Origin of the sequence: Ureibacillus thermosphaericus (assembly GCF_002370195.2) — a bacterium.
Classification (GTDB): Bacteria; Bacillota; Bacilli; order Bacillales_A; family Planococcaceae; genus Ureibacillus; species Ureibacillus thermosphaericus.
On sequence record NZ_AP018335.1, the window covers coordinates 3,321,249 to 3,342,500 of the forward strand.

General features: G+C 38.7%; 18 protein-coding genes, 16 tRNA genes and 2 rRNA genes (1 of these 36 cut by a window edge). 7 read left to right on the plus strand and 29 right to left on the minus strand.

Annotated features, from left to right (window positions below; genetic code table 11):
- Positions 1 to 129: 129 nt before the first annotated feature.
- The 4 genes from UtA1_RS16020 to UtA1_RS16035 form a co-directional block, all read right to left on the minus strand.
- A complete protein-coding gene (locus UtA1_RS16020) occupies positions 130 to 1,023 on the minus strand; it encodes a 3-hydroxyacyl-CoA dehydrogenase (RefSeq protein WP_096552190.1) in 894 nt (297 codons plus the stop codon).
- A 220-nt stretch (positions 1,024 to 1,243) separates the two neighbouring features.
- Positions 1,244 to 2,623, minus strand: a complete 1,380-nt coding sequence (locus UtA1_RS16025) for a M20/M25/M40 family metallo-hydrolase (protein WP_232019871.1) — start codon at positions 2,621 to 2,623, stop codon at positions 1,244 to 1,246.
- Positions 2,624 to 2,994: 371 nt separating this feature from the next.
- Positions 2,995 to 4,110, minus strand: a complete 1,116-nt coding sequence (locus UtA1_RS16030) for an IS4 family transposase (protein WP_096549683.1) — start codon at positions 4,108 to 4,110, stop codon at positions 2,995 to 2,997.
- A gap of 134 nt (positions 4,111 to 4,244) precedes the next feature.
- Positions 4,245 to 5,126 (minus strand): tetratricopeptide repeat protein, encoded by an 882-nt coding sequence (locus tag UtA1_RS16035; RefSeq protein WP_096552192.1) that lies wholly within the window; start codon positions 5,124 to 5,126, stop codon positions 4,245 to 4,247.
- Between the two features lie 146 nt (positions 5,127 to 5,272).
- Between UtA1_RS16035 and UtA1_RS16040 the strand changes: the two genes are divergently transcribed.
- Positions 5,273 to 6,169 carry an HNH endonuclease gene (locus UtA1_RS16040; protein ID WP_096552194.1) on the plus strand — a complete coding sequence of 299 codons (897 nt, stop codon included), beginning with the start codon at positions 5,273 to 5,275 and terminating at the stop codon, positions 6,167 to 6,169.
- 114 nt (positions 6,170 to 6,283) lie between these two features.
- Positions 6,284 to 7,030, plus strand: a complete 747-nt coding sequence (locus tag UtA1_RS16045; RefSeq protein ID WP_096552196.1) for a tRNA 2-thiocytidine biosynthesis TtcA family protein — start codon at positions 6,284 to 6,286, stop codon at positions 7,028 to 7,030.
- A gap of 43 nt (positions 7,031 to 7,073) precedes the next feature.
- Here UtA1_RS16045 and UtA1_RS16050 read toward each other — a convergent pair whose 3' ends face one another.
- Positions 7,074 to 7,292, minus strand: a complete 219-nt coding sequence (locus UtA1_RS16050) for a tautomerase family protein (RefSeq protein ID WP_096552198.1) — start codon at positions 7,290 to 7,292, stop codon at positions 7,074 to 7,076.
- Positions 7,293 to 7,478: 186 nt separating this feature from the next.
- Between UtA1_RS16050 and UtA1_RS16055 the strand changes: the two genes are divergently transcribed.
- On the plus strand, positions 7,479 to 8,603 hold the full coding sequence (locus UtA1_RS16055) for an IS4 family transposase (RefSeq protein ID WP_096552200.1): 1,125 nt from the start codon (positions 7,479 to 7,481) through the stop codon (positions 8,601 to 8,603).
- A gap of 161 nt (positions 8,604 to 8,764) precedes the next feature.
- On the opposite strand, the gene UtA1_RS16060 is transcribed toward UtA1_RS16055, so the two are convergent.
- Together UtA1_RS16060 and UtA1_RS16065 are read right to left on the minus strand one after the other, a co-directional pair.
- Positions 8,765 to 9,364 carry a hypothetical protein gene (locus UtA1_RS16060; protein WP_126434545.1) on the minus strand — a complete coding sequence of 200 codons (600 nt, stop codon included), beginning with the start codon at positions 9,362 to 9,364 and terminating at the stop codon, positions 8,765 to 8,767.
- A 33-nt stretch (positions 9,365 to 9,397) separates the two neighbouring features.
- Positions 9,398 to 9,901, minus strand: a complete 504-nt coding sequence (locus UtA1_RS16065) for a hypothetical protein (RefSeq protein WP_096552204.1) — start codon at positions 9,899 to 9,901, stop codon at positions 9,398 to 9,400.
- Positions 9,902 to 10,382: 481 nt separating this feature from the next.
- Here UtA1_RS16065 and UtA1_RS16070 point away from each other — a divergent pair, with 481 nt between their 5' ends.
- Both UtA1_RS16070 and UtA1_RS16075 read left to right on the plus strand, forming a co-directional pair.
- The gene (locus UtA1_RS16070; protein ID WP_096550004.1) at positions 10,383 to 11,738 is read left to right on the plus strand and encodes a transposase; all 1,356 of its coding nucleotides are present in this window, start codon (positions 10,383 to 10,385) and stop codon (positions 11,736 to 11,738) included.
- Positions 11,739 to 11,956: 218 nt separating this feature from the next.
- A complete protein-coding gene (locus UtA1_RS16075) occupies positions 11,957 to 13,081 on the plus strand; it encodes an IS4 family transposase (protein ID WP_096551139.1) in 1,125 nt (374 codons plus the stop codon).
- A 126-nt stretch (positions 13,082 to 13,207) separates the two neighbouring features.
- On the opposite strand, the gene UtA1_RS16080 is transcribed toward UtA1_RS16075, so the two are convergent.
- Genes UtA1_RS16080 through UtA1_RS16095 form a run of 4 tightly spaced genes read right to left on the minus strand, consistent with a single transcriptional unit; the run spans position 13,208 to position 16,335 of the window.
- On the minus strand, positions 13,208 to 14,155 hold the full coding sequence (locus UtA1_RS16080; RefSeq protein WP_096552206.1) for a hypothetical protein: 948 nt from the start codon (positions 14,153 to 14,155) through the stop codon (positions 13,208 to 13,210).
- Positions 14,152 to 15,030, minus strand: coding sequence for an ABC transporter ATP-binding protein (locus UtA1_RS16085; RefSeq protein ID WP_096552208.1), 879 nt, complete (start codon positions 15,028 to 15,030; stop codon positions 14,152 to 14,154). The genes UtA1_RS16080 and UtA1_RS16085 overlap by 4 nt, the downstream gene beginning before the upstream one ends.
- Positions 15,027 to 15,791 carry a hypothetical protein gene (locus tag UtA1_RS16090; RefSeq protein ID WP_096552210.1) on the minus strand — a complete coding sequence of 255 codons (765 nt, stop codon included), beginning with the start codon at positions 15,789 to 15,791 and terminating at the stop codon, positions 15,027 to 15,029. The genes UtA1_RS16085 and UtA1_RS16090 overlap by 4 nt, the downstream gene beginning before the upstream one ends.
- Positions 15,784 to 16,335 (minus strand): RNA polymerase sigma factor, encoded by a 552-nt coding sequence (locus UtA1_RS16095; RefSeq protein WP_096552212.1) that lies wholly within the window; start codon positions 16,333 to 16,335, stop codon positions 15,784 to 15,786. Before UtA1_RS16095 ends, UtA1_RS16090 begins: the two co-directional genes overlap by 8 nt.
- Before the next feature lie 301 nt (positions 16,336 to 16,636).
- Here UtA1_RS16095 and UtA1_RS17530 point away from each other — a divergent pair, with 301 nt between their 5' ends.
- Together UtA1_RS17530 and UtA1_RS16100 are read left to right on the plus strand one after the other, a co-directional pair.
- On the plus strand, positions 16,637 to 16,936 hold the full coding sequence (locus UtA1_RS17530; protein WP_197722727.1) for a transposase family protein: 300 nt from the start codon (positions 16,637 to 16,639) through the stop codon (positions 16,934 to 16,936).
- A gap of 12 nt (positions 16,937 to 16,948) precedes the next feature.
- Positions 16,949 to 17,899 carry an ISL3 family transposase gene (locus UtA1_RS16100; protein WP_197722728.1) on the plus strand — a complete coding sequence of 317 codons (951 nt, stop codon included), beginning with the start codon at positions 16,949 to 16,951 and terminating at the stop codon, positions 17,897 to 17,899.
- A gap of 138 nt (positions 17,900 to 18,037) precedes the next feature.
- On the opposite strand, the gene UtA1_RS16105 is transcribed toward UtA1_RS16100, so the two are convergent.
- From UtA1_RS16105 to UtA1_RS16190, 18 genes are all read right to left on the minus strand, one after another.
- A tRNA-Leu gene (locus UtA1_RS16105) sits at positions 18,038 to 18,120 on the minus strand.
- Between the two features lie 50 nt (positions 18,121 to 18,170).
- Positions 18,171 to 18,244: transfer RNA gene (locus UtA1_RS16110), tRNA-Cys, on the minus strand.
- 7 nt (positions 18,245 to 18,251) lie between these two features.
- Positions 18,252 to 18,326: transfer RNA gene (locus UtA1_RS16115), tRNA-Gly, on the minus strand.
- A gap of 5 nt (positions 18,327 to 18,331) precedes the next feature.
- Positions 18,332 to 18,406, minus strand: a tRNA-Gln gene (locus tag UtA1_RS16120).
- Between the two features lie 34 nt (positions 18,407 to 18,440).
- Positions 18,441 to 18,516 (minus strand) — tRNA-His (locus UtA1_RS16125).
- A gap of 26 nt (positions 18,517 to 18,542) precedes the next feature.
- A tRNA-His gene (locus tag UtA1_RS16130) sits at positions 18,543 to 18,618 on the minus strand.
- 26 nt (positions 18,619 to 18,644) lie between these two features.
- Positions 18,645 to 18,718 (minus strand) — tRNA-Trp (locus UtA1_RS16135).
- Positions 18,719 to 18,722: 4 nt separating this feature from the next.
- A tRNA-Tyr gene (locus UtA1_RS16140) sits at positions 18,723 to 18,807 on the minus strand.
- Positions 18,808 to 18,815: 8 nt separating this feature from the next.
- Positions 18,816 to 18,891 (minus strand) — tRNA-Thr (locus tag UtA1_RS16145).
- 7 nt (positions 18,892 to 18,898) lie between these two features.
- A tRNA-Phe gene (locus UtA1_RS16150) sits at positions 18,899 to 18,974 on the minus strand.
- Positions 18,975 to 18,982: 8 nt separating this feature from the next.
- Positions 18,983 to 19,058: transfer RNA gene (locus tag UtA1_RS16155), tRNA-Asp, on the minus strand.
- Positions 19,059 to 19,062: 4 nt separating this feature from the next.
- A tRNA-Met gene (locus tag UtA1_RS16160) sits at positions 19,063 to 19,139 on the minus strand.
- Positions 19,140 to 19,160: 21 nt separating this feature from the next.
- Positions 19,161 to 19,236, minus strand: a tRNA-Val gene (locus tag UtA1_RS16165).
- Between the two features lie 4 nt (positions 19,237 to 19,240).
- Positions 19,241 to 19,315 (minus strand) — tRNA-Glu (locus UtA1_RS16170).
- A gap of 13 nt (positions 19,316 to 19,328) precedes the next feature.
- Positions 19,329 to 19,421: transfer RNA gene (locus tag UtA1_RS16175), tRNA-Ser, on the minus strand.
- An 8-nt stretch (positions 19,422 to 19,429) separates the two neighbouring features.
- Positions 19,430 to 19,504, minus strand: a tRNA-Asn gene (locus UtA1_RS16180).
- Positions 19,505 to 19,518: 14 nt separating this feature from the next.
- Positions 19,519 to 19,634, minus strand: a 5S ribosomal RNA gene (gene rrf / locus UtA1_RS16185).
- A 122-nt stretch (positions 19,635 to 19,756) separates the two neighbouring features.
- A 23S ribosomal RNA gene (locus UtA1_RS16190) occupies positions 19,757 to 21,252 on the minus strand; it runs 1,431 nt beyond the window's last position.

Here is a 21,252-nt window from a genome sequence, read left to right on the forward strand (position 1 = left end):
TCTATCAACATAAAAAAGAAGGGTCTGTTACAAATATTTATAAAACAGACCCTTTTCCTTTAAATGATTTTGTTTCTATTCTCAAAGAAAAAGGAGAACTGAATTTCCCCTTTTTCCAATAAATCTATTTTATTTTAAGAAGTCCGGATCAAGGTATTTCGGATTTGGATAGTCATAGAAACCTTTGCCGTTTTGTACACCTAAGCGGCCTTTATCAAGAAATTCTTTTTTCAAGTACTCGGCAACTTTCTCTGCTTCTTTGTCTCCTGCTTTTGCTCTGGCAAGGCATAAATTATAAGGAGTGTTAATGCCAACCACATCCAAAATAGCGAATGGACCTTGTGGGGCTCCTGTTGCAATCATCCATGTTTTATCCACTGTATAAGGATCGGCAATGCCATTGACCACTAATTTTTGGGCCGCATCTAAAAATGGAACGAGCAAAGAATTTAAAATATATCCAGGTTGTTCTTTATATAATGGCAGTGGAACCATGCCAATGGCTTTGGCAAATTCAATGATTTCTTCAAATACTTTTTCGTCTGTGCCTTCATGTTTCATAATTTCGGCTGTATTGTGCTTCCAAATTTCATTGGCAAAATGCAAATTCAAAAATTTTTCAGGTCTTCCGGAAATGTCAGCAAATTGGCTTGGCAACATCGTAGAAGAATTGGAAGCGAAGATGGTCTTTTCATCCGCCACTTCAGAAAGTTTTTTATAAAAGTCTGCTTTAATATCGTACACTTCCGGCACCGCTTCAATGACAAGGTCTGCACCTTTCACCGCTTTTTCTAAATCTGTATAGAAAGTTAAGTTATTGTAGGCTTTTTCCACATCTTCCTGAGTAGCCCCTAAATCTCTCTTATATGCTTCTTGCCATGCACGAATTTTTTCTTTTGCTTTCTCTAAAGCTTCGTCACTAATGTCATAAAGATTGACTGGAAATCCCGAAAACGCTGTCTGAAATGCAATTTGGCTTCCTAATACTCCTCCGCCAGCTACTGTCACTTGTTTAATGTTCATAAGTATGCCTCCGTTTCTTAAGAAATCTACTATTATTTTACACCTATAATTTTTTGAAAAATATGGTTAGTAGATAAGGTTCATAAAATGTATAAACTTCAAGGTTTTTCACAAAAAATGCTTTCTGAAAAAATTTTAAACATAAAGTATAGGTAACAATTCCTCCATAAAAAAGACTTCATTCTGCCAAGCAGAACAAAGTCTCTTCTTTTCAATATCCTTATTGTGCGCAACGCATCGTTGAAATATTCCGCAAAGTTCTACGCAATTCTCTTCCTTTTTGGAAAATCCCTTTTAATAAAGTATAAGTTTGGTAAGTAGCCTGAACATCTAAAAATTCTTGAGCTGTATGCTCATTGCCATATCCTACTGAAAGATTCACACTTTCAATGCCATGGCTTGCCCAAACGCCCGTGTCACTGCTTCCGCCTTCCCTGCAAGCCCAGCCGACTAAGCCGATTTCTTTCGCCACTTGTTCAAAAAATAATCCATATTGCGAACTACAGAATGGGATGATTCCTCCGCAAGAAGTTACAATATCAGAATTTCCACGCCGATCTAAAACTATCGCTGCATCAACACCCCACAAGAAATATTCATCGACATGCTGAGCCCCAACCAATCCGATTTCTTCTTCCACGGTAAAAATAAATTTTACTTTTCCACAAAAATCAGATTGATTCAGATGTTTTGCAATCATTACTATTATCGCTACGCCTGCCCGGTCATCCGCTCCTAAAATTCCCTCGCTGGAAGTCCAAATCGTTCCGTTCTTTTGAATCGTTCTACCAGGTTCTATTTCATAAACCGTATCTAAATGAGCATTTAAAAGAATGGTTGGTCCATTGCCGTTTCCGTATGTCTTTTCTGCCAACAAATTGCCGTAGTGGTCAACCGTGATGTAATCCACATACGGTTTCATTTTTTCTCGCACCACTTTGCGAATAACATCCTCTTCCCCGCTTGAGCCCGGAATTGAAAGGCATTGTTCAATTTCTTGATTTAATAATTGTCGCTCAATATATTCAATTCCTTGCTCCAACCATTCTGAATGTAGATTGCTTAACTGTTCAGCCAAGTCTAAAAGTTGAGAGCGTTTGATGCGCAGGGATAATTTATAATGGTTTCGCATTTCATAAAAAGACACGCGAGGAATGCCAAATAGCCGCAATATGCTTGTTAGCAGGTCGATGTCAATATCTTTCATCAAATAAATAATAGGAAATCTTCTGTCATGGCCGTCACATGACAAGGTTGTAGAAAACCCCAAACGGTTTAATTGACGGACAGTTCCCATCATATATAAATCCAAATGACAAATTTCCAGTTCGTCGTATTCCGGGTTGAAGTAATAGGCTGTGTCTCTTCGTTCTTTTGCCGCCTTTTCAACTGCTCTTATCCAATTGGATTCATCCATCAATTCTTGAACAATCATTAATTCCCTATTTTTTAAAACATACTGTACATCCGCTTTTTCTAAACAGGCTTGCAAAAATTGAAGATTTTCTTCCGTTTCCTTTTTGCAATCAAATGTATTTTTCCCTTGTTCCTCTAAAATCCAGCCGCTTCTTGTGAATAATTGATTCCAAGTTTTCAACATCATCACCACTCCTTTGCTTTGATGTATTTATGATATAAAAGGAGGGTGACAGACCTGTCATTTTTTCAAAAAGAAATCCTCATCTGTACGGTGGATGATAAGATAGTCTATTTCATCAGCAAAGTAATATCCCGCCTGTTTATTCTGAATCATCCTAATTGGGAAATGAATGTTTTCCAATCTTTCTTTCAGTCTTTGAATCGCTTTTGTAAATGTATTATTTTTCATTAGCATTGCATAAATATAGTTAGAATTTTCTGTTAATTAATTTTTGTGAATTTGTGCCAAAAAGACAAAACCTAAAGAAAGGTGGCACTGCCCATTTGGTAAATATATACAGTTAAACCAGAGCGACAACGACAAAAGGGAGATTATGGACTGGCTCGCCCATCAAATTTTCGCAACCAAACATAAGCTGGTTTCCACAGAGCTCTCTTTAACCAACGAGTAATTCGAAGTAGAGATTTCTTACTTTTCATCTCCAATTGAATGAGAACATGTAAGCAATACGTGATAAGGGCTAAGAAAATTTGATTTTGAATAGCTGTTTCACTCATTCCATAAAAGTGCTTAATTTCTACGTGTTGCTTGAGCCATTTGAAAAAGAGTTCAATAGCCCAGCGAGATCGGTAAATATCACTTATCTCTTCTGGTTTTAAATCAAATCGGTTGGTGATGAAACGAAGTAAGTTCCCTTTTGTGTCCATAACTTCTAGTAGACGAAAGACATTTTCAGTACGATTTTGTGTGGTACCAATGTAGACCATTTTATCGGATAGAACGTGACAATCATCAGGAAGTGAAAATGTATAGACTTCACGAATGACTGCGTTTTTCTTCAGTCTTGAAACGAAGAAATAGCCATCATCTGTCATCCGATCAAAACGTTCATAGTCCACATAACCGCGGTCAAACACATACATGGCTTCTTTATCATCCACTAGGACTTCGAGTTGATTTCGGTCATGTTCTTTTGCTGTCGTAATCACTGCTTTTTCAGGATAGACGGTGTCTTTATCCATGAAAACGAGCCGTAAGTGTAGCTTTACACCAGCTTTTGTTTTACGGAATTTTGCCCATTTATAATTGGTCAAATTCAACGGGAGTGTACTTGAATCAATGATTTTCAGTGGCATATTCTTTCCGGTTTTATAATGGTACCGTTGAATTTTCCAAACAAGATCCAAGAACAAATTTGCAAGAATTAGTGGGTTGATCTGATTGTTTTTTCGGGATAGCTGAGAGGCACTTATCGATTCAAATCCGAGTGCTTTTTGAAGATCTTCGTCTACAAGTGCATCACTCATTTCCTCTAAGCTCTTAAATTCGAGCAGCTGGGCTACCAATAAAAGTTTAATATAGGCTTCTGTTGTCAGCTTTTTTGTGTAATAGTCCTGTTTCAATTCTTTGACTTGTTCGCTAAGTTTTTGAATATTTATGGGTGAAACCCATTTACCAAATGATGAAATTAGTGTATTCTTGTCCATAACGTTTATCCTTTACGATTGGATTTGGACAGGAACCACCTGTACTTCCATTGTAAAGGATTTTTTTGTTTCGAAATCAATAAAAAATTGAACATTCTTAGTATTTTGAATCATCAGATTTAATTAGTGCAATGCTAGTGATTATTTTTCAATTCGAAATTTGGATTTTTTCTAGTAAATATATCTGCCACATCAATTTTAGTGATTGGATGCTTTTCTGTTCCATATATCAAAAGATATCGAAGCAGCTCTGCTTGTTGATTGGTCAATTTCACGTATTCGCCATTGAAAATTGCTGCAATTTCCCGGTCACCAAAATAGCAAATTAACATGCCCTCAGTATCTTGCAAGTTTTCTGCCTCTTCCTTTGTGCAATAGCGTTTTCCTTCTTTTGAAACAACGGTATAAGCATTTTGCGTTAAATATTCTTCATTATTAGAAGCAATCATTTCATAGAATGGTGAAATTTCATAATTTGGAAGTTGATGGAAGGATTTATTTTTTATGTTCATGATGGAATATTGGGCATTTTTCGCGATGAATAGCGCACTGTTCGTCAAATACAAATGGGCATAGTAATGTTGAATCTCATTTAACTGATAATCTGGCTCAACTTCCCCTTCATTTAATTGAATAGCCTTTTCAAAATGCTGTAAGGCTTGCACATAATCCTTTCTTTTATACGCTAAAAATCCTAAACGGTAACGAGCCATAGGAATATGTGGCTCTTCCTTTAGAGCTAAATGAAAGTAACGTTCTGCTTCCTTTTCTGATTTTTCCACAGAGCTTTTCATATAAGTTCCAAACCAAATTAAATGCTTAATAAACCGTTTAGTTATGTACTGTTCCAAATATCGATATTCTTTATTTCTTCTTATTTTTTTCAGCAGTATTTTATATAAATGATGCAACCGGTTATTCGCCCCTGGTTCATCCTCTGCTCTTTTCTCCAATAGCACTTGTTCAATATCAAGTAAATCTTCAATAGAGTGGTTCTCAAATTCTCTGAACAACATTATCCATTCCCTTCTAAACAGGATTGTGTCAGTTCTTTAAGGTAATAAGTAGTTTCCAAAAGATAATTGACTAGGAAAATTCTCCCTAATAAAATAATACTATATCTTTTACAGTTCATGTATTTTGATTCAGGAGGGGAGATCATATGGCTCTATTCCGCAAAGTTGGAAAAGGAATCGGAACAGTTGGTGGCGGCCTCATTGGTGGTACTGTCAAGGTGACTGGCAGAGCGGTTGGCCAAAAGTGGAAAGGTCTAGGCGAATGGATGGAAGAAGTGGGAGAGGGCATCCAATCCGCTTCAAAAATTGCCTTAGAAAATGCAGGACAATTTATTGACGGAGCAATGGAAACTTCATATGGAGCTATCAAAAAAGATGACTATTATAAAGAAAAGGGATTCAACGACTTAAAAGAATCCACTGGCAAAACTGTAAAAGGCGTTGTCAATTCGGTAAAATACACTGTCCATAATGCTTCTACTACTTATCAGGGAATTGTGAGTGGAGATAAGACTCAAACAATACAAGGTTTAAAAAATATAGGAAAAGTCGCAGCGGTTTCTACCCTTGCCATTGGAGTCGTTGATTTATTGGATGGGGCTGATCTAGCAGAGGCGCAAGAAATCGATACCATCAACGATCATTTAAATGGCACGGAGCATCCAGAAACTGGGGTGCCTTTTGAAGATAAAACGGTGGAACTGCCTGATGGTGAAGTGAAGGAAGGGGTCTTCCCGATTTTTGAATCCAAATTTAGTGTGGAACTTCCGGAAGATTACTATCTGGAAAGCGATGATGTGCATTTTAGCATCGCCAATCACACATTGTATCAAGCCATTTTGGACAATCCGAGCTTAGCCAATGACTTGCACCTTTCCCAGTCCGATATTGAAATGCTTGCTAATGGTGAAACTCCAGATGGTTATGTCTGGCATCATAACGAAGAACCCGGTGTTTTGCAGCTAGTGGATGAAGACATACATAACCATACGGCTCATACCGGCGGGCGATTTTTATGGGGCGGCGGAAGTGAAAATCGTTAACCGTGACAAAGCGTTCTTTAAATTAGCAATACAAACCTTCTCGAGTCCTTCAAATTTTTCGAACCATATTTTATAATTTGTTAGAAAACATATCCTAAACAGAAGGTGTCTGCAATGGTATTAAAAATTTCAAACTCCGAAAACAAACGCCTTTACAAACCCTTTCGGAAAACGATTATGGAATACAATATGATTGAAGAAGGAGATCGGGTTGCTGTTGGCTTATCTGGGGGAAAGGACAGCTCCACTTTGCTTTATCTTCTCACACTGCTCAAGCAACAGGCTCCTTTCCAATTTGATATTGTTCCTGTTACCTTGACTCTCGGCTTTGAAGGAATGAATCTTGCGCCGCTGCAAAATTATGTGGAAAGTCTTGGCCACGAGCTGCACATAAAAGAAACCAACATCAGCAAAATCGTGTTTGACATCCGCCAGGAAAAAAATCCTTGTTCCTTATGTGCCAACTTGCGAAGAGGGATTTTATATGATTACGCAAAATCCCTTGGCTGCAATAAAGTCGCTTACGGCCACCATTTGGATGACGGCATCGAAACGTTCTTCATGAATTTGCTGTTTGGTGGAAAATTGGGCGTATTTAAACCGGTATCCTATATGAGTCGTTTGGACATCACGTTAATTCGCCCAATGATTGCCATTGAAGAACAATCCATCATTCAATTCGTCAAAACGAAAGACATTCCTATTATACATAACCCTTGCCCTGCGGATAAAAACACAAAACGGGAAGAAATGAAAGAACTCGTCAAAGGATTAAGCGAAAAATACCCAAATGTGCGACAAAACTTTTTACATGCGGTGAAAAATGTGCGGGAAGAAGATTTTTGGAGAATGGATAAATAAACTGTGGGAATGAACCCACAGTTTTTTATTATCAGCTTGTATTTCATTCCGTACCGGCTCTTCCAAATCCTTCTCCAAACTTGATTGAATGCAACTGACCGCCCGATGCCCAGTTTTCCCGATTATATTCATCAAAAATAACCGTCACCCATTCCTCGTTTACCTGTAATGTTTTGGCGGCTTCTTTCGTAATGGCTTCCACAAACTGCTGTTTTTGCTCAGCCGTTCTCCCCTTCGCTAGCTTTACCGTAATGATTGGCATATTGAATTTCTCCTTTCCCGGAACCTTATTGTTCAGAAATATATTGATTATCACTAGCGTCGCATTAAAATAATTTAACACCTTTAAATAAACCGAATTTTCTGAAATATAATCCAAACACAAAAAAATCCTTTATAATGGTTGGGTGGTAGTAAACCATCCAAATCCAATACAAAGGACAAAACCATGAATAAGTTTACACGAAAAACATCATTTGAACAATGGTTTTCACCGATTAATCGTCCATTATTTGACGACCTAGTGAAAACACATCAATTAAATCACTATACCAAGAAACTTTATATGGCTTCATTTATGAAACTGCTTTTGTATGCCCAACTCCATGAAACCGAGAGTTTACGGGCGTTGAGTGACGCTGTCTTTTTAGAAGAATTACAACGAGCAACGGGATTGGAATCGATTAGTTTTTCACAGTTAGGGAGACGAATCAATACCATCCCAACTGAGTTCTTTCAAACGATTTTTCTCGATTTAGTGGCACAAATTCATCGGAAAACCAATTTCCAAACAAGAAGAAAAGTGACAACGCCTTTGAAAATCATTGATTCGAGTACATTACCGCTTAATTTGACCAATCATAAGTGGGCAGAGTTTCGAAAAACAGAATCAGGAGTAAAGCTTCACTTACGACTTGTTTTTATGGAAAAAGGACTCTCCTATCCAGATAAAGCCGTACTCACGAATGCCAACGAACATGATCGTGGTCAACTAGAAGTATTCGTGGATGACAAAGAATGCATGTACGTGTTTGATCGTGGTTACTTGGATTATAGGCGCTTTGATCAAATGACGGAAGATGGCTATTTCTTTGTGACCCGTTTGCGTAAAAACGCTGTTGTCCGAGTGTTAGAATCCTTTTCGTTACCAGAAGATTCACCCGTATTCTCTGATGAAATGGTTGTCATTGGAACACCACAAAATCGTTCTGAAAACGTGTTTCGCTTACTCAAATTGCATGATACAAAAGGAAATGAGCTTCATTTACTGACAAATCGGTTTGACATTGACGCAGATGAAATTGCAGAAACCTACCAATCACGTTGGGCAATCGAACTTTTTTTCAAATGGATGAAACAACATCTGAACATTAAAAAGTTTTTTGGTCACAGTGAACAAGCTGTACATAATCAAGTGTACGTAGCCATGATAGTGTACTGTCTGAATGTTTTAGCTCAGCTGAACACGAATAGCGAACGCAGTTACTTACAAATTAGTCGCTATTTGAAGGCTTCTTTGTGGAAATCCGCTCACATTTGGTTACGAAAAATCGAAGGAAACGGCGTCCCATAAAGGTTTGCCAGTCGTTGTTGCACAAGTCATAGGTTATAGTAAAAAAATGGATGTTTACTACCCTCGCTTAGGTGTTTTCGTTTTTTCTCTAAAGTCCAGAAAAAATAAAACTGAAAATTCAGACATCATTTATGCGACGGTAGTGATTGATTATATATACTTCACATCACAATATCCTTTCTTTTCTCCCTACCCCATAATAAAACAACCAATATTACGCTACTTAATGCCATCACTGTATAAGACGTTGGCGCAATCCATTTCGGTATGTCTAAATCCATAAGCCGTCTCACCAAATAAGGAATGAGAACTGCAATTAAAGCAATGATGAATGGAATTTGAATACCGATTAAAGAAACGTAATTTGCCATTCTATTTGAAAAGAACATGGAGAAAAGGGCAAAAACCATTCCAAGAATATAAATTGCTAAAACCGTTATCACAATATATTGGAAAAATGTTACATCATACCAAAATTCAAACCAAGTAAACAGATAAATTGGCAGATTAAAAAACATGGATGTATGATTGAGAGAATACAGACTGAAATAAATTGCGAATAAGACCGTCATGACAATGATTGCAGCCATCACTCCGGCAGCAACTTTCGTTTTAAACAGTGCACGGCCCTTTTTCGTCGTATACTGCAATTCAAGCATTTGACTTGTCCGATCCTTTATAAAAATTGGAGATATGATGATTATGACGCTAATGATGATGGCAATCGCCACATTGGATATGAAATCCTGATAATTGCTCATCGCCTCCGATGGATACAAGCCATGTCTGCCTCTTTACAGCAATTCCTGATAGCGTTCCTTTTGAGCTCCTTTCGCTTCATTTAAATAAGATGCCAAATAAGTTTCTCTTGTTTGAATTTCTTCCATTATATACTCTCTTGCCTGCAATTTCCAAAACAAATCTACATTTTCGTCGAACATGATTTGATTGCTAAGTTCCATTCTTTCATCGCCAAATTCTAGATGGCGCAACTTTTCATAGGAATCCAAATGGGCATCCACAAATTCCTTTCTGGATTGCAAAAATGCATCCGCTTCCTTTACCTTCGCCTTATAAACATTGATAAAGTCTTCAATTTCTTTTTCATCCATATAAGTTCCATATTTATCTATCATCTCTACTCCAATATTATATAAATCACGAGATGGTCTTCCATTTGGAAAATTTGTAATATGAAACTCAATGAGAAGAAAGTATAAAATGAGATTTGCCAGAAACACTATCAGTAGCATTCTCCAAGAGAATAGCTTCCTTATTTCATGTAATAATACGTGCATATCCATTCTCCTTAATGAAAATCTTGTCTCCTAAATTTTTTCATACTATAAACATAGAAAAAGCTAACTAGGATGCTCCATGCACTTAATATCCACACTTCATAATATTTGAACATGGTCAATTCACTGTTGCCCATGAAAAACATATGCGGATTTATCGCAAGTACAGCTGGGTTAAAATGAAAAACAAATAATAAAATGGACGACTTAGACATAAAACTTGGCATTAATATGGACATTCCAAAAAAGATGGCAACCACAAAAAATGTAAAATAGCTATTTTTCAAGAATAGTGAAATCTCAAATGTAATAATTGAAAAAATGAGTAAGCAAATGCATATCACAAATACACTTGAGTTAATTTCATAATTCTCACCCCTTGATTTTCAAGGGATTCAAGACAATAAAAAATGGGTACCTCCCCAAATTTCGTTATAATGGTAGGTAACTAAACAAACCATACGAAAGAGGTGAGTACCCTATGACTATTGTAAAACAAATTTCTCTTTTTGACATCCATCAATTATTAGAAATGGAAAGTTCCCATCGTTATGATGCCATTTTTAGTGCTATCGACATTCAGCCTATATTTCAATTGTTTTCTAAAAAGACATTGAAAGGTGCACCACGTGAATTGAATTATGGTGCAATGATTCAATCGCTGATTATACGTATTGTCGAACGTATTCCAACTATCAAGGATTTAGTCAAACGTTTGGTCCATGATCCTTTATTTCGTTTCGACTGTGGATTCCTTGTGTCTGATGTCGTACCATCTGAAAGCTCTTATTCACGCATGATTCAAGTCATTAGTGAATCAGATGTGCTAGATAAAATGAACGATACACTCATCAAAACAGCGATGTTGGAAGGCTTTCTAAATGATGAACATGTCGCCATCGATGCGAGTCACTTTGAAGCTCGTGATGCGTTCACACCATCAGAAAAGAAAGCACCTAAAACTCCTAAAAAACGTGGTCGTAAAACGAAAGCTGAACGAGCTGTTTGGTTAGCCGAACAAGTAGAGAAAAAAGGAAATCAATCAACCTATGAAAAAGAACTGAAAGAACAGCTGGATATCCCATTAGAAACCCTTTGGAAGGATGTACCGATTGAGCCAAAATGGGGTGTGAAAAAGAATAGTAAAGGAAAAAATACATTCTGGTTTGGTTATAAAGCACATTTAGCTGTTTCGACGAAAAGTCAATATATCATCACTCGTTTGATGTCCTCAGGTAATTTAAGTGATTGTAAAGCTGCGATTCCATTATTGAAAAAACTTCATCACTTAGGAAACGGTCAATTTACAATAGCTATATTTGATGCTGGTTATGATGTTGAACCTATTTACCGTCAAGCCGTATCACAGTCCATGCGAGTCGTGATTCCTTACAACGTTCGCCGAGAAGGAGAATATATAGGATTCGATGAACATTTTCGTCCAACCTGTGTGCGTGAACATAGTTACCAATATGACAGCTTTGACGCTAAGTACAATACATTAAAATTCACACGTCCAAAGGAATGTGCAACTTGCCCATTACGAGAAGACACCCTTTGCCAAAAAGTTTTCAAAATCAAATGTGATATAGATATCCGTAAATTTACCTATCCAGCACGTGGGACAGAACGATGGAAACAGCTTTATCAAGAACGTACAGCAGTCGAACGCGTTAACGCTTATTTAAAGGAATACTTTCAATTAAACAATGTCCGTCATCGTACAGGAAAGAAAGCAAAAATGCATTTCAATCTGGTGACGTTAATTTATAATACCTGCAAACTAGCAGTTGATCGAATCAATGCTTTATTACAGCAACAAAACCAAGTTGCATAATTTTAAAAAAAAACAAAGTTTTTAGTATAGGGGTACTCTATACTTCAGAAATACTATGATTTATGAAATTGATTCACTTACACTAGTGTCGCATTAAAAAAATTTAACACCTTCAAACAAACCGAATTTTCTGAAATATAATCCAAACACAAAAAAATCCTTTATAATGGTTTGGTGGTAGTAAACCTATCCAAATCCAATATAAAGGAATTTCGATAATGGATAAGTTTACACGAAAAACATCATTTGAACAATGGTTTTCACCGATTAATCGTCCATTATTTGACGACCTAGTGAAAACTCATCAATTAAATCACTATACCAAGAAGCTTTATATGGCTTCATTTATGAAACTGCTTTTGTATGCCCAACTCCATGAAACCGAGAGTTTACGGGCGTTGAGTGACGCTGTCTTTTTAGAAGAATTACAACGAGCAACGGGATTGGAATCGATTAGTTTTTCACAGTTAGGGAGACGAATCAACGCCATTCCAACGGTTTTCTTTCAATCGATTTTTCTTGATTTAGTGACTCAAATTCATGAGAAAACACATTTTCAAAAGCGAAGAAAGCTGACAACGCCACTAAAAATCATTGATTCGAGTACATTACCGCTTGATTTGACCCATCATAAGTGGGCAGAGTTTCGAAAAACAAAATCAGGAGTAAAGCTTCACTTACGACTTGTTTTTATGGAAAAAGGACTCTCCTATCCAGATCAAGCCGTACTCACGAATGCCAACGAACATGATCGTGGTCAACTAGAAGTATTCGTGGATGACAAAGAATGCATGTACGTGTTTGATCGTGGTTACTTGGATTATGGGCGCTTTGATCAAATGACGGAAGATGGCTATTTCTTTGTGACCCGTTTGCGTAAAAACGCTGTTGTCCGAGTGTTAGAATCCTTTTCGTTACCAGAAGATTCACCCGTATTCTCTGATGAAATGGTTGTCATTGGGACACCACAAAATCGTTCTGAAAACGTGTTTCGCTTACTCAAATTGCAGGATACAAAAGGAAATGAGCTTCATTTACTGACAAATCGTTTTGATTTAAGTGCAGTTGAAATCGCTGAAATCTACAAGTCACGCTGGGCGATTGAACTGTTCTTCAAATGGATGAAGCAGCACCTGAACATTAAAAAATTCTACGGTCACAGTGAACAAGCTGTGCATAATCAAGTGTACGTAGCCATGATAGTGTACTGTCTGAATGTTTTAGCTCAGTTGAACACGAATAGCGAACGCAGTTACTTACAAATTAGTCGCTATTTAAAGGCTTCTTTGTGGAAATCCGCTCACATTTGGTTACGAAAAATCGAAGGAAACGGCGTCCCATAAAGGTTTGCCAGTCGTTGTTGCACAAGTCATAGGTTATAGTAAAAAAATGGATGTTTACTACCCTCGCTTAGGTGTTTTCGTTTTTTCTCTAAAGTCCAGAAAAAAATAAAACTGAAAATTCAGACATCATTTATGCGACGGTAGTGATTCACTTAATAAAAAATATTGTAAAAAATTCAAATCCCACCAAGAAACATAAGGCTCATTGTATTCCCAATTCAATGCACTGCTTACGGAACTTCTCCATAAATGCGAATAATCGAAAACCGAAAAATAGAAAGTTAAAGTGACAATGAATAGAAAGGTAGCGAGACTTCCTGCCACGATTAGATTTGCCCAAAATTTATCTTTTGCCAAGTTTCTTCCTCTTTTAGTAGAATAGGCAACCAAATGAGTTTTATTTTCGAATTCATAATTTGTAATTAATGCTGTTGCCAAAACAATGAGAATGAGCGATTCAAAAAATATATATTTAAATAATTTTCTGAATAAAAAACTGTGCATCCGATAAGGATTTCCTGCAAAGAACCATGTTTTATGCTCCCCATTTTCTTTGATTTCCTCAAATCGTTCAGCAAGTTGTTTATATTCATTTTCCAATATCTTTTCAGCTTGGCCACTTAATTGATATTTCCTTGCAACGGTTTCCCTAATTTCGTTCCAATTTAACTGTTCGTAATCTCTTATCAATATATTGGCCATATTCAAATATTGCTCTTCCAAATACCATTTGTTGATAAACTTCCACTCTTCTTCGCTCAATAAATCGTACATTTCAATACTCTTCGTATCCAAAAACTGCTGAACACTCGTAAACTTTTCCTCTGTATATCTTTCTACCATTTCATTGAGTCGATTTAAATTTTTTAAATAATCTTGTTCAAATTTTTTCAAGGATTCATCAGTAATATTCAAACCATAGTTTTTGGCGATTTCATTGGCAACTGATAATTCATCTTTCAGATAGGAATGGCTGAAAATGAAATACAAGTTGAACGCCGTAAATAAAAGAAGCAGAAATATTAATACAGGGGATAAAAAAGCTTTTTTGCATTCATGAAAAAGAATGTTCATTCAATCCCTGCTTTCTCTCGATCACGGTACTCATAAAGAAATACATCTTCCAAATTTGGATCAACTGCCACCCAATCTTCAGCCTTTTGATTTTTCTCCACAAATCTGACTTTTATTCCATCTTGCTCTTGTCTTTCAGCAATAATAAAATGTTGCTCACTAAATCTGTTGAATTCTTCTATTTTTATTTTTGTTTCATATACAAATCCTTCATAGTTTTTACAAATTCGTTCAACAGAGTCTTTCATAAAAATTTCCTGATTTTTAATCATCACAATTTCATTCGCAATGGATTCCACATCTGATACGATATGGGTGGAAATTAACACGATGCGGTTTCGGGATAATTCCGAAATGATGTGGCGAAATCTTGCCCGTTCCTTAGGATCTAGTCCGGCAGTGGGCTCATCCAATATTAAAATTTTAGGATCATTTAAAAGCGCTTGGGCAATGCCTACACGTTGGATCATTCCACCTGAGAACTTCTTCATTTTTTTGTTCATCACATCTTGCAATGATACTTTTTCTAGAAGTTCAGGAATTATTTGATTTGCTTCTTTTTTCTTTATTCCTTTTAATGCCGCCAAATAGGTTAAATATTGTTTTGGCGTATAATTTTTATAAAAGCCGAATTGCTGTGGCAAATAACCGATAAGTTTCCGATAATCTTCATCCATATCAAGAATGTTTTTTCCTTCATACAGAATTTCCCCTTCAGTCGGAAAAATTAAAGTGGCAAGCATTTTTATTAATGTAGTTTTCCCCGCTCCATTTGGTGCAAGTAGCCCATACACCCCTGGCACCAGTTCCAAGTTAATATTTTTTAAAGCACAAAAATCTCCATAATATTTGCTCACATTGTTTACGATAATCACCCTACAAAAGCTCCTCCTTCAGTTTTATAGTGAAATAATTTCTGAATAAAGTTGAAGTATATCACGATACTTGCAACTAAAATCAATCCATATACAAAGAGTGGAATGCTCATTAATAACGCACTATACAGTTCATTCGCCAAAAATCCAAGGAGCAGATGCCCAATTAACCATCCGAAAATCATCATGCCCGCTGCCATTTTTGTACGGCGTTTCATCATCACGTATAAAAAAAGAATAGAGAAAATGAACAGCCCCGAATTTGAAATCATAAATGCCCTTATAAATTGAAAAGCGTCATATGTTTTGACCATCACAAGAATAGTCCATGTATTCGCTAAAACCGTCATGAAGCTGAAAAGTAACATCCGAAAGGCAATGATTTGGAAAACATTATATTTGCATGCCATTTCAACTTCATAAGTTGCATTGATCAGTTTGTTCGAGTAGGTGTATACAGTAAGTACAATGAATAAGACCGGTGACAAGCAAAAAAGGGAAATATATAGATCCTCCGCTTTCATAAATTCCGGGTCCGGTTTTAGGATGTAAAAGAATACTACAAAAGCTGCAATAATAATAGTAAAAGCCAGCTCTGAACGGTCTGATAACAATTGCCTTATACCAAGACATTGATACATTGACTTTATGTAAGAAAAAAATGACTGTTTAGGCTTCAAGCCAGTCCTTACAATTTGATGGATTTCTTTTTGAATTTCAGATTCATCAGGGAATGGTATAGTGAATTTTTCTTTATTCATGATAACCCTCCAATCTTTTTCGAAGTTGTTTCAATGCCGCATAATATTTTGTTTTGACCGTGCTTTCAGGCAGCATCACCATTGTTGCGATTTCCCGGAATGTATATTCCGCAAATAAACGAAGCCGAAGTATTTGCTGAGATGAAGTTTCAAGATGATTAATCAGTTGAGTAACTTTTTCATAATCTTCTTTATACTCCAGTGAAATTTGGATATTTTCTTCATCTTGAAATTGATAGTCCTCTATGGGATCTTCCAGCAATTGTATTTTGTAGTTTTTCGACCTATAATAATCAATCAAGCGATTCGAAGCTACATGATAAAGCCAAGTACGAAAGGAAGCCCTCTTGTTGTCATAGTTTTTGATAGATTTTAATACGACAATAAAAATTTCCTGCGTCAAATCTAAAGCTAATTCTTTATTGAGCGTTTGTTTGTATACAAAGGCGTACATCTCTTTATAATATTTGGAAATGAGTTTATTTGCCGCCGCTTCATTCCCATTTCTCTTTATTTTCCGTATCCATATCTCTTCAACATTCATAATTTCACCACTTATTTTCCATCATGAAATTCTATTAATATATCCGTAATTGACTATAAAATAGTTTGACTATTTTTATAAATAATAAAAAACCTAATTTCTCTAAATGGGAAAACGAGAAATTAGGTTTATTTTACGCAACTTACAATCTACTATGTGAAGCCAATTTAAAACGGCTCTACAATATTTGGTGTTGGTGGATACAACCAGCACCATTTTTTACACAAAAAAATGAGACACGTGACAAACTCTGGTAAAATGTAATCGACCAAAACCACATTTCCCAAAGGAGTTGTGTCACATGTCTCACCAACATTCTATACGAAATCTACTGAATATAAAAGACAAAAATATCACCTTCGATGAAAATTTTTGTTCTACCGAAACGATCAAAAAAGTAAAAGCGAAAGTCTTTCATGGGACGTTAACGTATCAACCAAAAGCTTGTTATGCTTGTGGATATGTCTTTGATGATCAAATCATTATACACGGTTTTAAAACGTCTCTCATTAAAATGCCTAGCATTTCAGGTTTTCATACTTACTTAAAATTGCGTAAACAGCGTCATTTCTGTAAACATTGTCATTCCACGTTTACTTGAAAAACGAGCGTCGTGGCTAAAAACTGTTGTATTTCCAACAATACCAAAGTATCGATTGCTTTAAACGCCAAAGATAAAATATCCGAAAAAGATATTGCGATGAAACATCATGTTTCTCATGCCACTGTCAGTCGTGTCATTGACAGCTTTTATAGCTACTATCAACCAAATGTTCACTACCTTCCAAAGCATTTGTGTTTTGATGAGTTTAAATCAGTGAAATCCGCAGCTGGAGCGATGTCCTTTATTTTCTGCGACTCTGAAACGGGGAAGATTGTGGATATCGTGGAGGACCGGAGATTACATGTCCTCAAAGAGTATTTCTTACGGTATTCCAAGAAGGCGAGAGATGCGGTAAAAACGATTGTCATCGATATGTACAGCCCTTATATTTCCTTAATCCAAGAAGTTTTCCCTAAAGCGGAAATCGTACTCGACAAATTCCATATCCTCCAACTATTTAGCAGAGCTTTAAACAAAACGCGCATCAACGTCATGAATCGGGATAAAAAGAATTACAATAAATTGAAAACATACTGGAAGCTCCTTCTGAAAGATCAAACAAAACTTGATTATAAGAACTATACATATCATCGTTGCTTTAAAAAGCATATGTGTGAGGTGGAGATTCTCCACTATCTCATTGATTTAGATTCTGAATTAAAAGCGTCCTATGAGTTATACCAATACGTTCGACATTGCATCAAAACCAAAGACTTTGAGCTCTTGAAGAAAACCTTGGCAAATAAACAGAACAGCGTTTCCAGCTATATGAAAACCGCCATCAAGACAATAAACAAATACATCAATTACGTGGAGAATACGTTGAAATATGATTATAACAAAAGGATTAATAGCAAAATCAAGGTGATTAAACGCATTTCTTTCGGTTATCGATCCTTCTATCACTTTAGAAACCGAATATTCATTACCCAAAACTTAGCGAAAATAAAAACAGCTTAGGGGAACCTCGAATTTCCCCTAAGCCATCCGATTACATATTACCAAATAATGTCACTAACATTTATTCACCAACACCATTTGACAAAGAACCCATTATTACTGAAGGGTTTGATGATATAAGGTTTCCTTGAATCCTAATGCCGATGGTGGGAGTCGAACCCACACTCCTTTTGGGAACACGATTTTGAGTCGTGCGCGTCTGCCAATTCCGCCACATCGGCATAATAAAAAAGAGAAAAAAATAAATCGGTTAAACCGATATTTATTTATTTGGAGGCGGCTACCGGATTCGAACCGGTGATAAGGGTGTTGCAGACCCGTGCCTTACCGCTTGGCTAAGCCGCCAAATTACTGGAGCGGAAGACGGGGTTCGAACCCGCGACCCCCACCTTGGCAAGGTGGTGTTCTACCACTGAACTACTTCCGCTTGAATGGCTGGGGTACCAGGATTCGAACCTGGGCATGACGGAATCAAAATCCGTTGCCTTACCACTTGGCTATACCCCAATAATATTATATAAACAACTTTTATTCTATTTTATGGGGCGGCTGATGGGAATCGAACCCACGTATGTCGGATCCACAATCCGATGCGTTAACCACTTCGCCACAGCCGCCAAAAGCAGGTATATTAAAATATGTATGGGGCGACTGATGGGAATCGAACCCACGTATGTCGGATCCACAATCCGATGCGTTAACCACTTCGCCACAGTCGCCAAAATATCTTGGTGAAAATTAAAAATGGCAGGGGCAGTAGGAATCGAACCCACACCAAAGGTTTTGGAGACCTCTATTCTACCGTTAAACTATGCCCCTGTAATGGTGGAGGGGGGCGGATTCGAACCGCCGAACCCAAAGGGAACGGATTTACAGTCCGTCGCGTTTAGCCACTTCGCTACCCCTCCGGAAAGTATGGTGCCGGCGAAAGGAATCGAACCCTCAACCTACTGATTACAAGTCAGTTGCTCTGCCAATTGAGCTACACCGGCATATTTATGGTGGGTCGGGACGGAATCGAACCGCCGACACTTTGATCTTCAGTCAAATGCTCTACCAACTGAGCTACCGACCCACTTTTTATGGCGGTCCCGACGGGACTCGAACCCGCGATCTCCTGCGTGACAGGCAGGCATGTTAACCGCTACACCACGGGACCACTTTGGTTGCGGGGACAGGATTTGAACCTGCGACCTCCGGGTTATGAGCCCGACGAGCTACCAGACTGCTCTACCCCGCGATAATGTTAATTGTTTTTTTATGGTGGAGGATGACGGGATCGAACCGCCGACCCCCTGCTTGTAAGGCAGGTGCTCTCCCAGCTGAGCTAATCCTCCGAATTGGTGACCCCTACGGGATTCGAACCCGTGTTACCGCCGTGAAAGGGCGGTGTCTTAACCACTTGACCAAGGGGCCAATCTCTTAATTATGGCGGAGAGTAAGGGATTTGAACCCTTGAGACAGGTTATCCCCGTCTACACGATTTCCAATCGTGCTCCTTCAGCCTCTCGGACAACTCTCCAAGAAGAATGGCTCCGAAGGTAGGATTCGAACCTACGACCAACCGGTTAACAGCCGGTTGCTCTACCACTGAGCTACTTCGGAATGATTTTATATAAGCCTAGCAACGTCCTACTCTCACAGGGGGAAGCCCCCTACTACCATCGGCGCTAAAGAGCTTAACTTCCGTGTTCGGTATGGGAACGGGTGTGACCTCTTTGCTATCGCCACTAGGCTTTATTCCTTACCGAAAGACAAGTATTATTATATCATATTCTATACTTTTTTCAAGTATTTTTTATATTTTTTAATAACGAGAGGTTGTTCTCTCAAAACTGGATAACGACATTGAAATGATTGGTTAAGTCCTCGATCGATTAGTATCCGTCAGCTCCACACGTCACCGTGCTTCCACCTCGGACCTATCTACCTCATCGTCTTTGAGGGATCTTACTTGCTTATGCAATGGGAAATCTCATCTTGAGGGGGGCTTCATGCTTAGATGCTTTCAGCACTTATCCCGTCCACACATAGCTACCCAGCGGTGCCTTTGGCAAGACAACTGGTACACCAGCGGTGTGTCCATCCCGGTCCTCTCGTACTAAGGACAGCTCCTCTCAAATTTCCTACGCCCACGACGGATAGGGACCGAACTGTCTCACGACGTTCTGAACCCAGCTCGCGTACCGCTTTAATGGGCGAACAGCCCAACCCTTGGGACCGACTACAGCCCCAGGATGCGATGAGCCGACATCGAGGTGCCAAACCTCCCCGTCGATGTGGACTCTTGGGGGAGATAAGCCTGTTATCCCCGGGGTAGCTTTTATCCGTTGAGCGATGGCCCTTCCATGCGGAACCACCGGATCACTAAGCCCGTCTTTCGACCCTGCTCGACTTGTAGGTCTCGCAGTCAAGCTCCCTTATGCCTTTACACTCTGCGAATGATTTCCAACCATTCTGAGGGAACCTTTGGGCGCCTCCGTTACCTTTTAGGAGGCGACCGCCCCAGTCAAACTGTCCACCTGACACTGTCTCCCAAGCCGATCAGGCTTGCGGGTTAGAATTTCAGTACAACCAGGGTAGTATCCCAAGGGCGCCTCCAGGGAAGCTGGCGCTCCCCCTTCTACGGCTCCTACCTATCCTGTACAAGTTGCACCGAAATTCAATATCAGGTTACAGTAAAGCTCCACGGGGTCTTTCCGTCCTGTCGCGGGTAACCTGCATCTTCACAGGTACTATAATTTCACCGAGTCTCTCGTTGAGACAGTGCCCAGATCGTTACGCCTTTCGTGCGGGTCGGAACTTACCCGACAAGGAATTTCGCTACCTTAGGACCGTTATAGTTACGGCCGCCGTTTACTGGGGCTTCAATTCGGAGCTTCGCTTGCGCTAACTCCTCCTCTTAACCTTCCAGCACCGGGCAGGCGTCAGCCCCTATACTTCACCTTACGGTTTTGCAGAGACCTGTGTTTTTGCTAAACAGTCGCCTGGGCCTATTCACTGCGGCTCATCAGGGCTTGCACCCCAATGAGCACCCCTTCTCCCGAAGTTACGGGGTCATTTTGCCGAGTTCCTTAACGAGAGTTCTCTCGCTCACCTTAGGATTCTCTCCTCGACTACCTGTGTCGGTTTGCGGTACGGGCACCTCCCGCCTCGCTAGAGGCTTTTCTTGGCAGTGTGAAATCAGGAACTTCGCGCGTAACGCGCTCCCCATCACAGCTCAGCGTATTAGGAAGCGGATTTGCCTACTTCCACGCCTTACTGCTTGGACACGCTCGACCAACGGCGTGCATTCCCTATCCTCCTGCGTCCCCCCATCACTCAAACGGCGGGGAGGTGGTACAGGAATATCA

What these genes read in the sequence shown, in the direction of transcription:
- UtA1_RS16030 (WP_096549683.1), bottom strand. Translation starts at nt 4,110, where the DNA reads ATGGACAAGAATACACTAATTTCATCATTTGGTAAATGGGTTTCACCC.
- UtA1_RS16065 (WP_096552204.1), bottom strand. Translation starts at nt 9,901, where the DNA reads ATGCACGTATTATTACATGAAATAAGGAAGCTATTCTCTTGGAGAATG.
- UtA1_RS16040 (WP_096552194.1), top strand. Translation starts at nt 5,273, where the DNA reads ATGGCTCTATTCCGCAAAGTTGGAAAAGGAATCGGAACAGTTGGTGGC.
- UtA1_RS16035 (WP_096552192.1), bottom strand. Translation starts at nt 5,126, where the DNA reads ATGTTGTTCAGAGAATTTGAGAACCACTCTATTGAAGATTTACTTGAT.
- UtA1_RS16025 (WP_232019871.1), bottom strand. Translation starts at nt 2,623, where the DNA reads ATGTTGAAAACTTGGAATCAATTATTCACAAGAAGCGGCTGGATTTTA.
- UtA1_RS16020 (WP_096552190.1), bottom strand. Translation starts at nt 1,023, where the DNA reads ATGAACATTAAACAAGTGACAGTAGCTGGCGGAGGAGTATTAGGAAGC.
- UtA1_RS16075 (WP_096551139.1), top strand. Translation starts at nt 11,957, where the DNA reads ATGGATAAGTTTACACGAAAAACATCATTTGAACAATGGTTTTCACCG.
- UtA1_RS16070 (WP_096550004.1), top strand. Translation starts at nt 10,383, where the DNA reads ATGACTATTGTAAAACAAATTTCTCTTTTTGACATCCATCAATTATTA.
- UtA1_RS16045 (WP_096552196.1), top strand. Translation starts at nt 6,284, where the DNA reads ATGGTATTAAAAATTTCAAACTCCGAAAACAAACGCCTTTACAAACCC.
- UtA1_RS16060 (WP_126434545.1), bottom strand. Translation starts at nt 9,364, where the DNA reads ATGAGCAATTATCAGGATTTCATATCCAATGTGGCGATTGCCATCATC.
- UtA1_RS16055 (WP_096552200.1), top strand. Translation starts at nt 7,479, where the DNA reads ATGAATAAGTTTACACGAAAAACATCATTTGAACAATGGTTTTCACCG.
- UtA1_RS16095 (WP_096552212.1), bottom strand. Translation starts at nt 16,335, where the DNA reads ATGAATGTTGAAGAGATATGGATACGGAAAATAAAGAGAAATGGGAAT.
- UtA1_RS16080 (WP_096552206.1), bottom strand. Translation starts at nt 14,155, where the DNA reads ATGAACATTCTTTTTCATGAATGCAAAAAAGCTTTTTTATCCCCTGTA.
- UtA1_RS17530 (WP_197722727.1), top strand. Translation starts at nt 16,637, where the DNA reads ATGTCTCACCAACATTCTATACGAAATCTACTGAATATAAAAGACAAA.
- UtA1_RS16050 (WP_096552198.1), bottom strand. Translation starts at nt 7,292, where the DNA reads ATGCCAATCATTACGGTAAAGCTAGCGAAGGGGAGAACGGCTGAGCAA.
- UtA1_RS16090 (WP_096552210.1), bottom strand. Translation starts at nt 15,791, where the DNA reads ATGAATAAAGAAAAATTCACTATACCATTCCCTGATGAATCTGAAATT.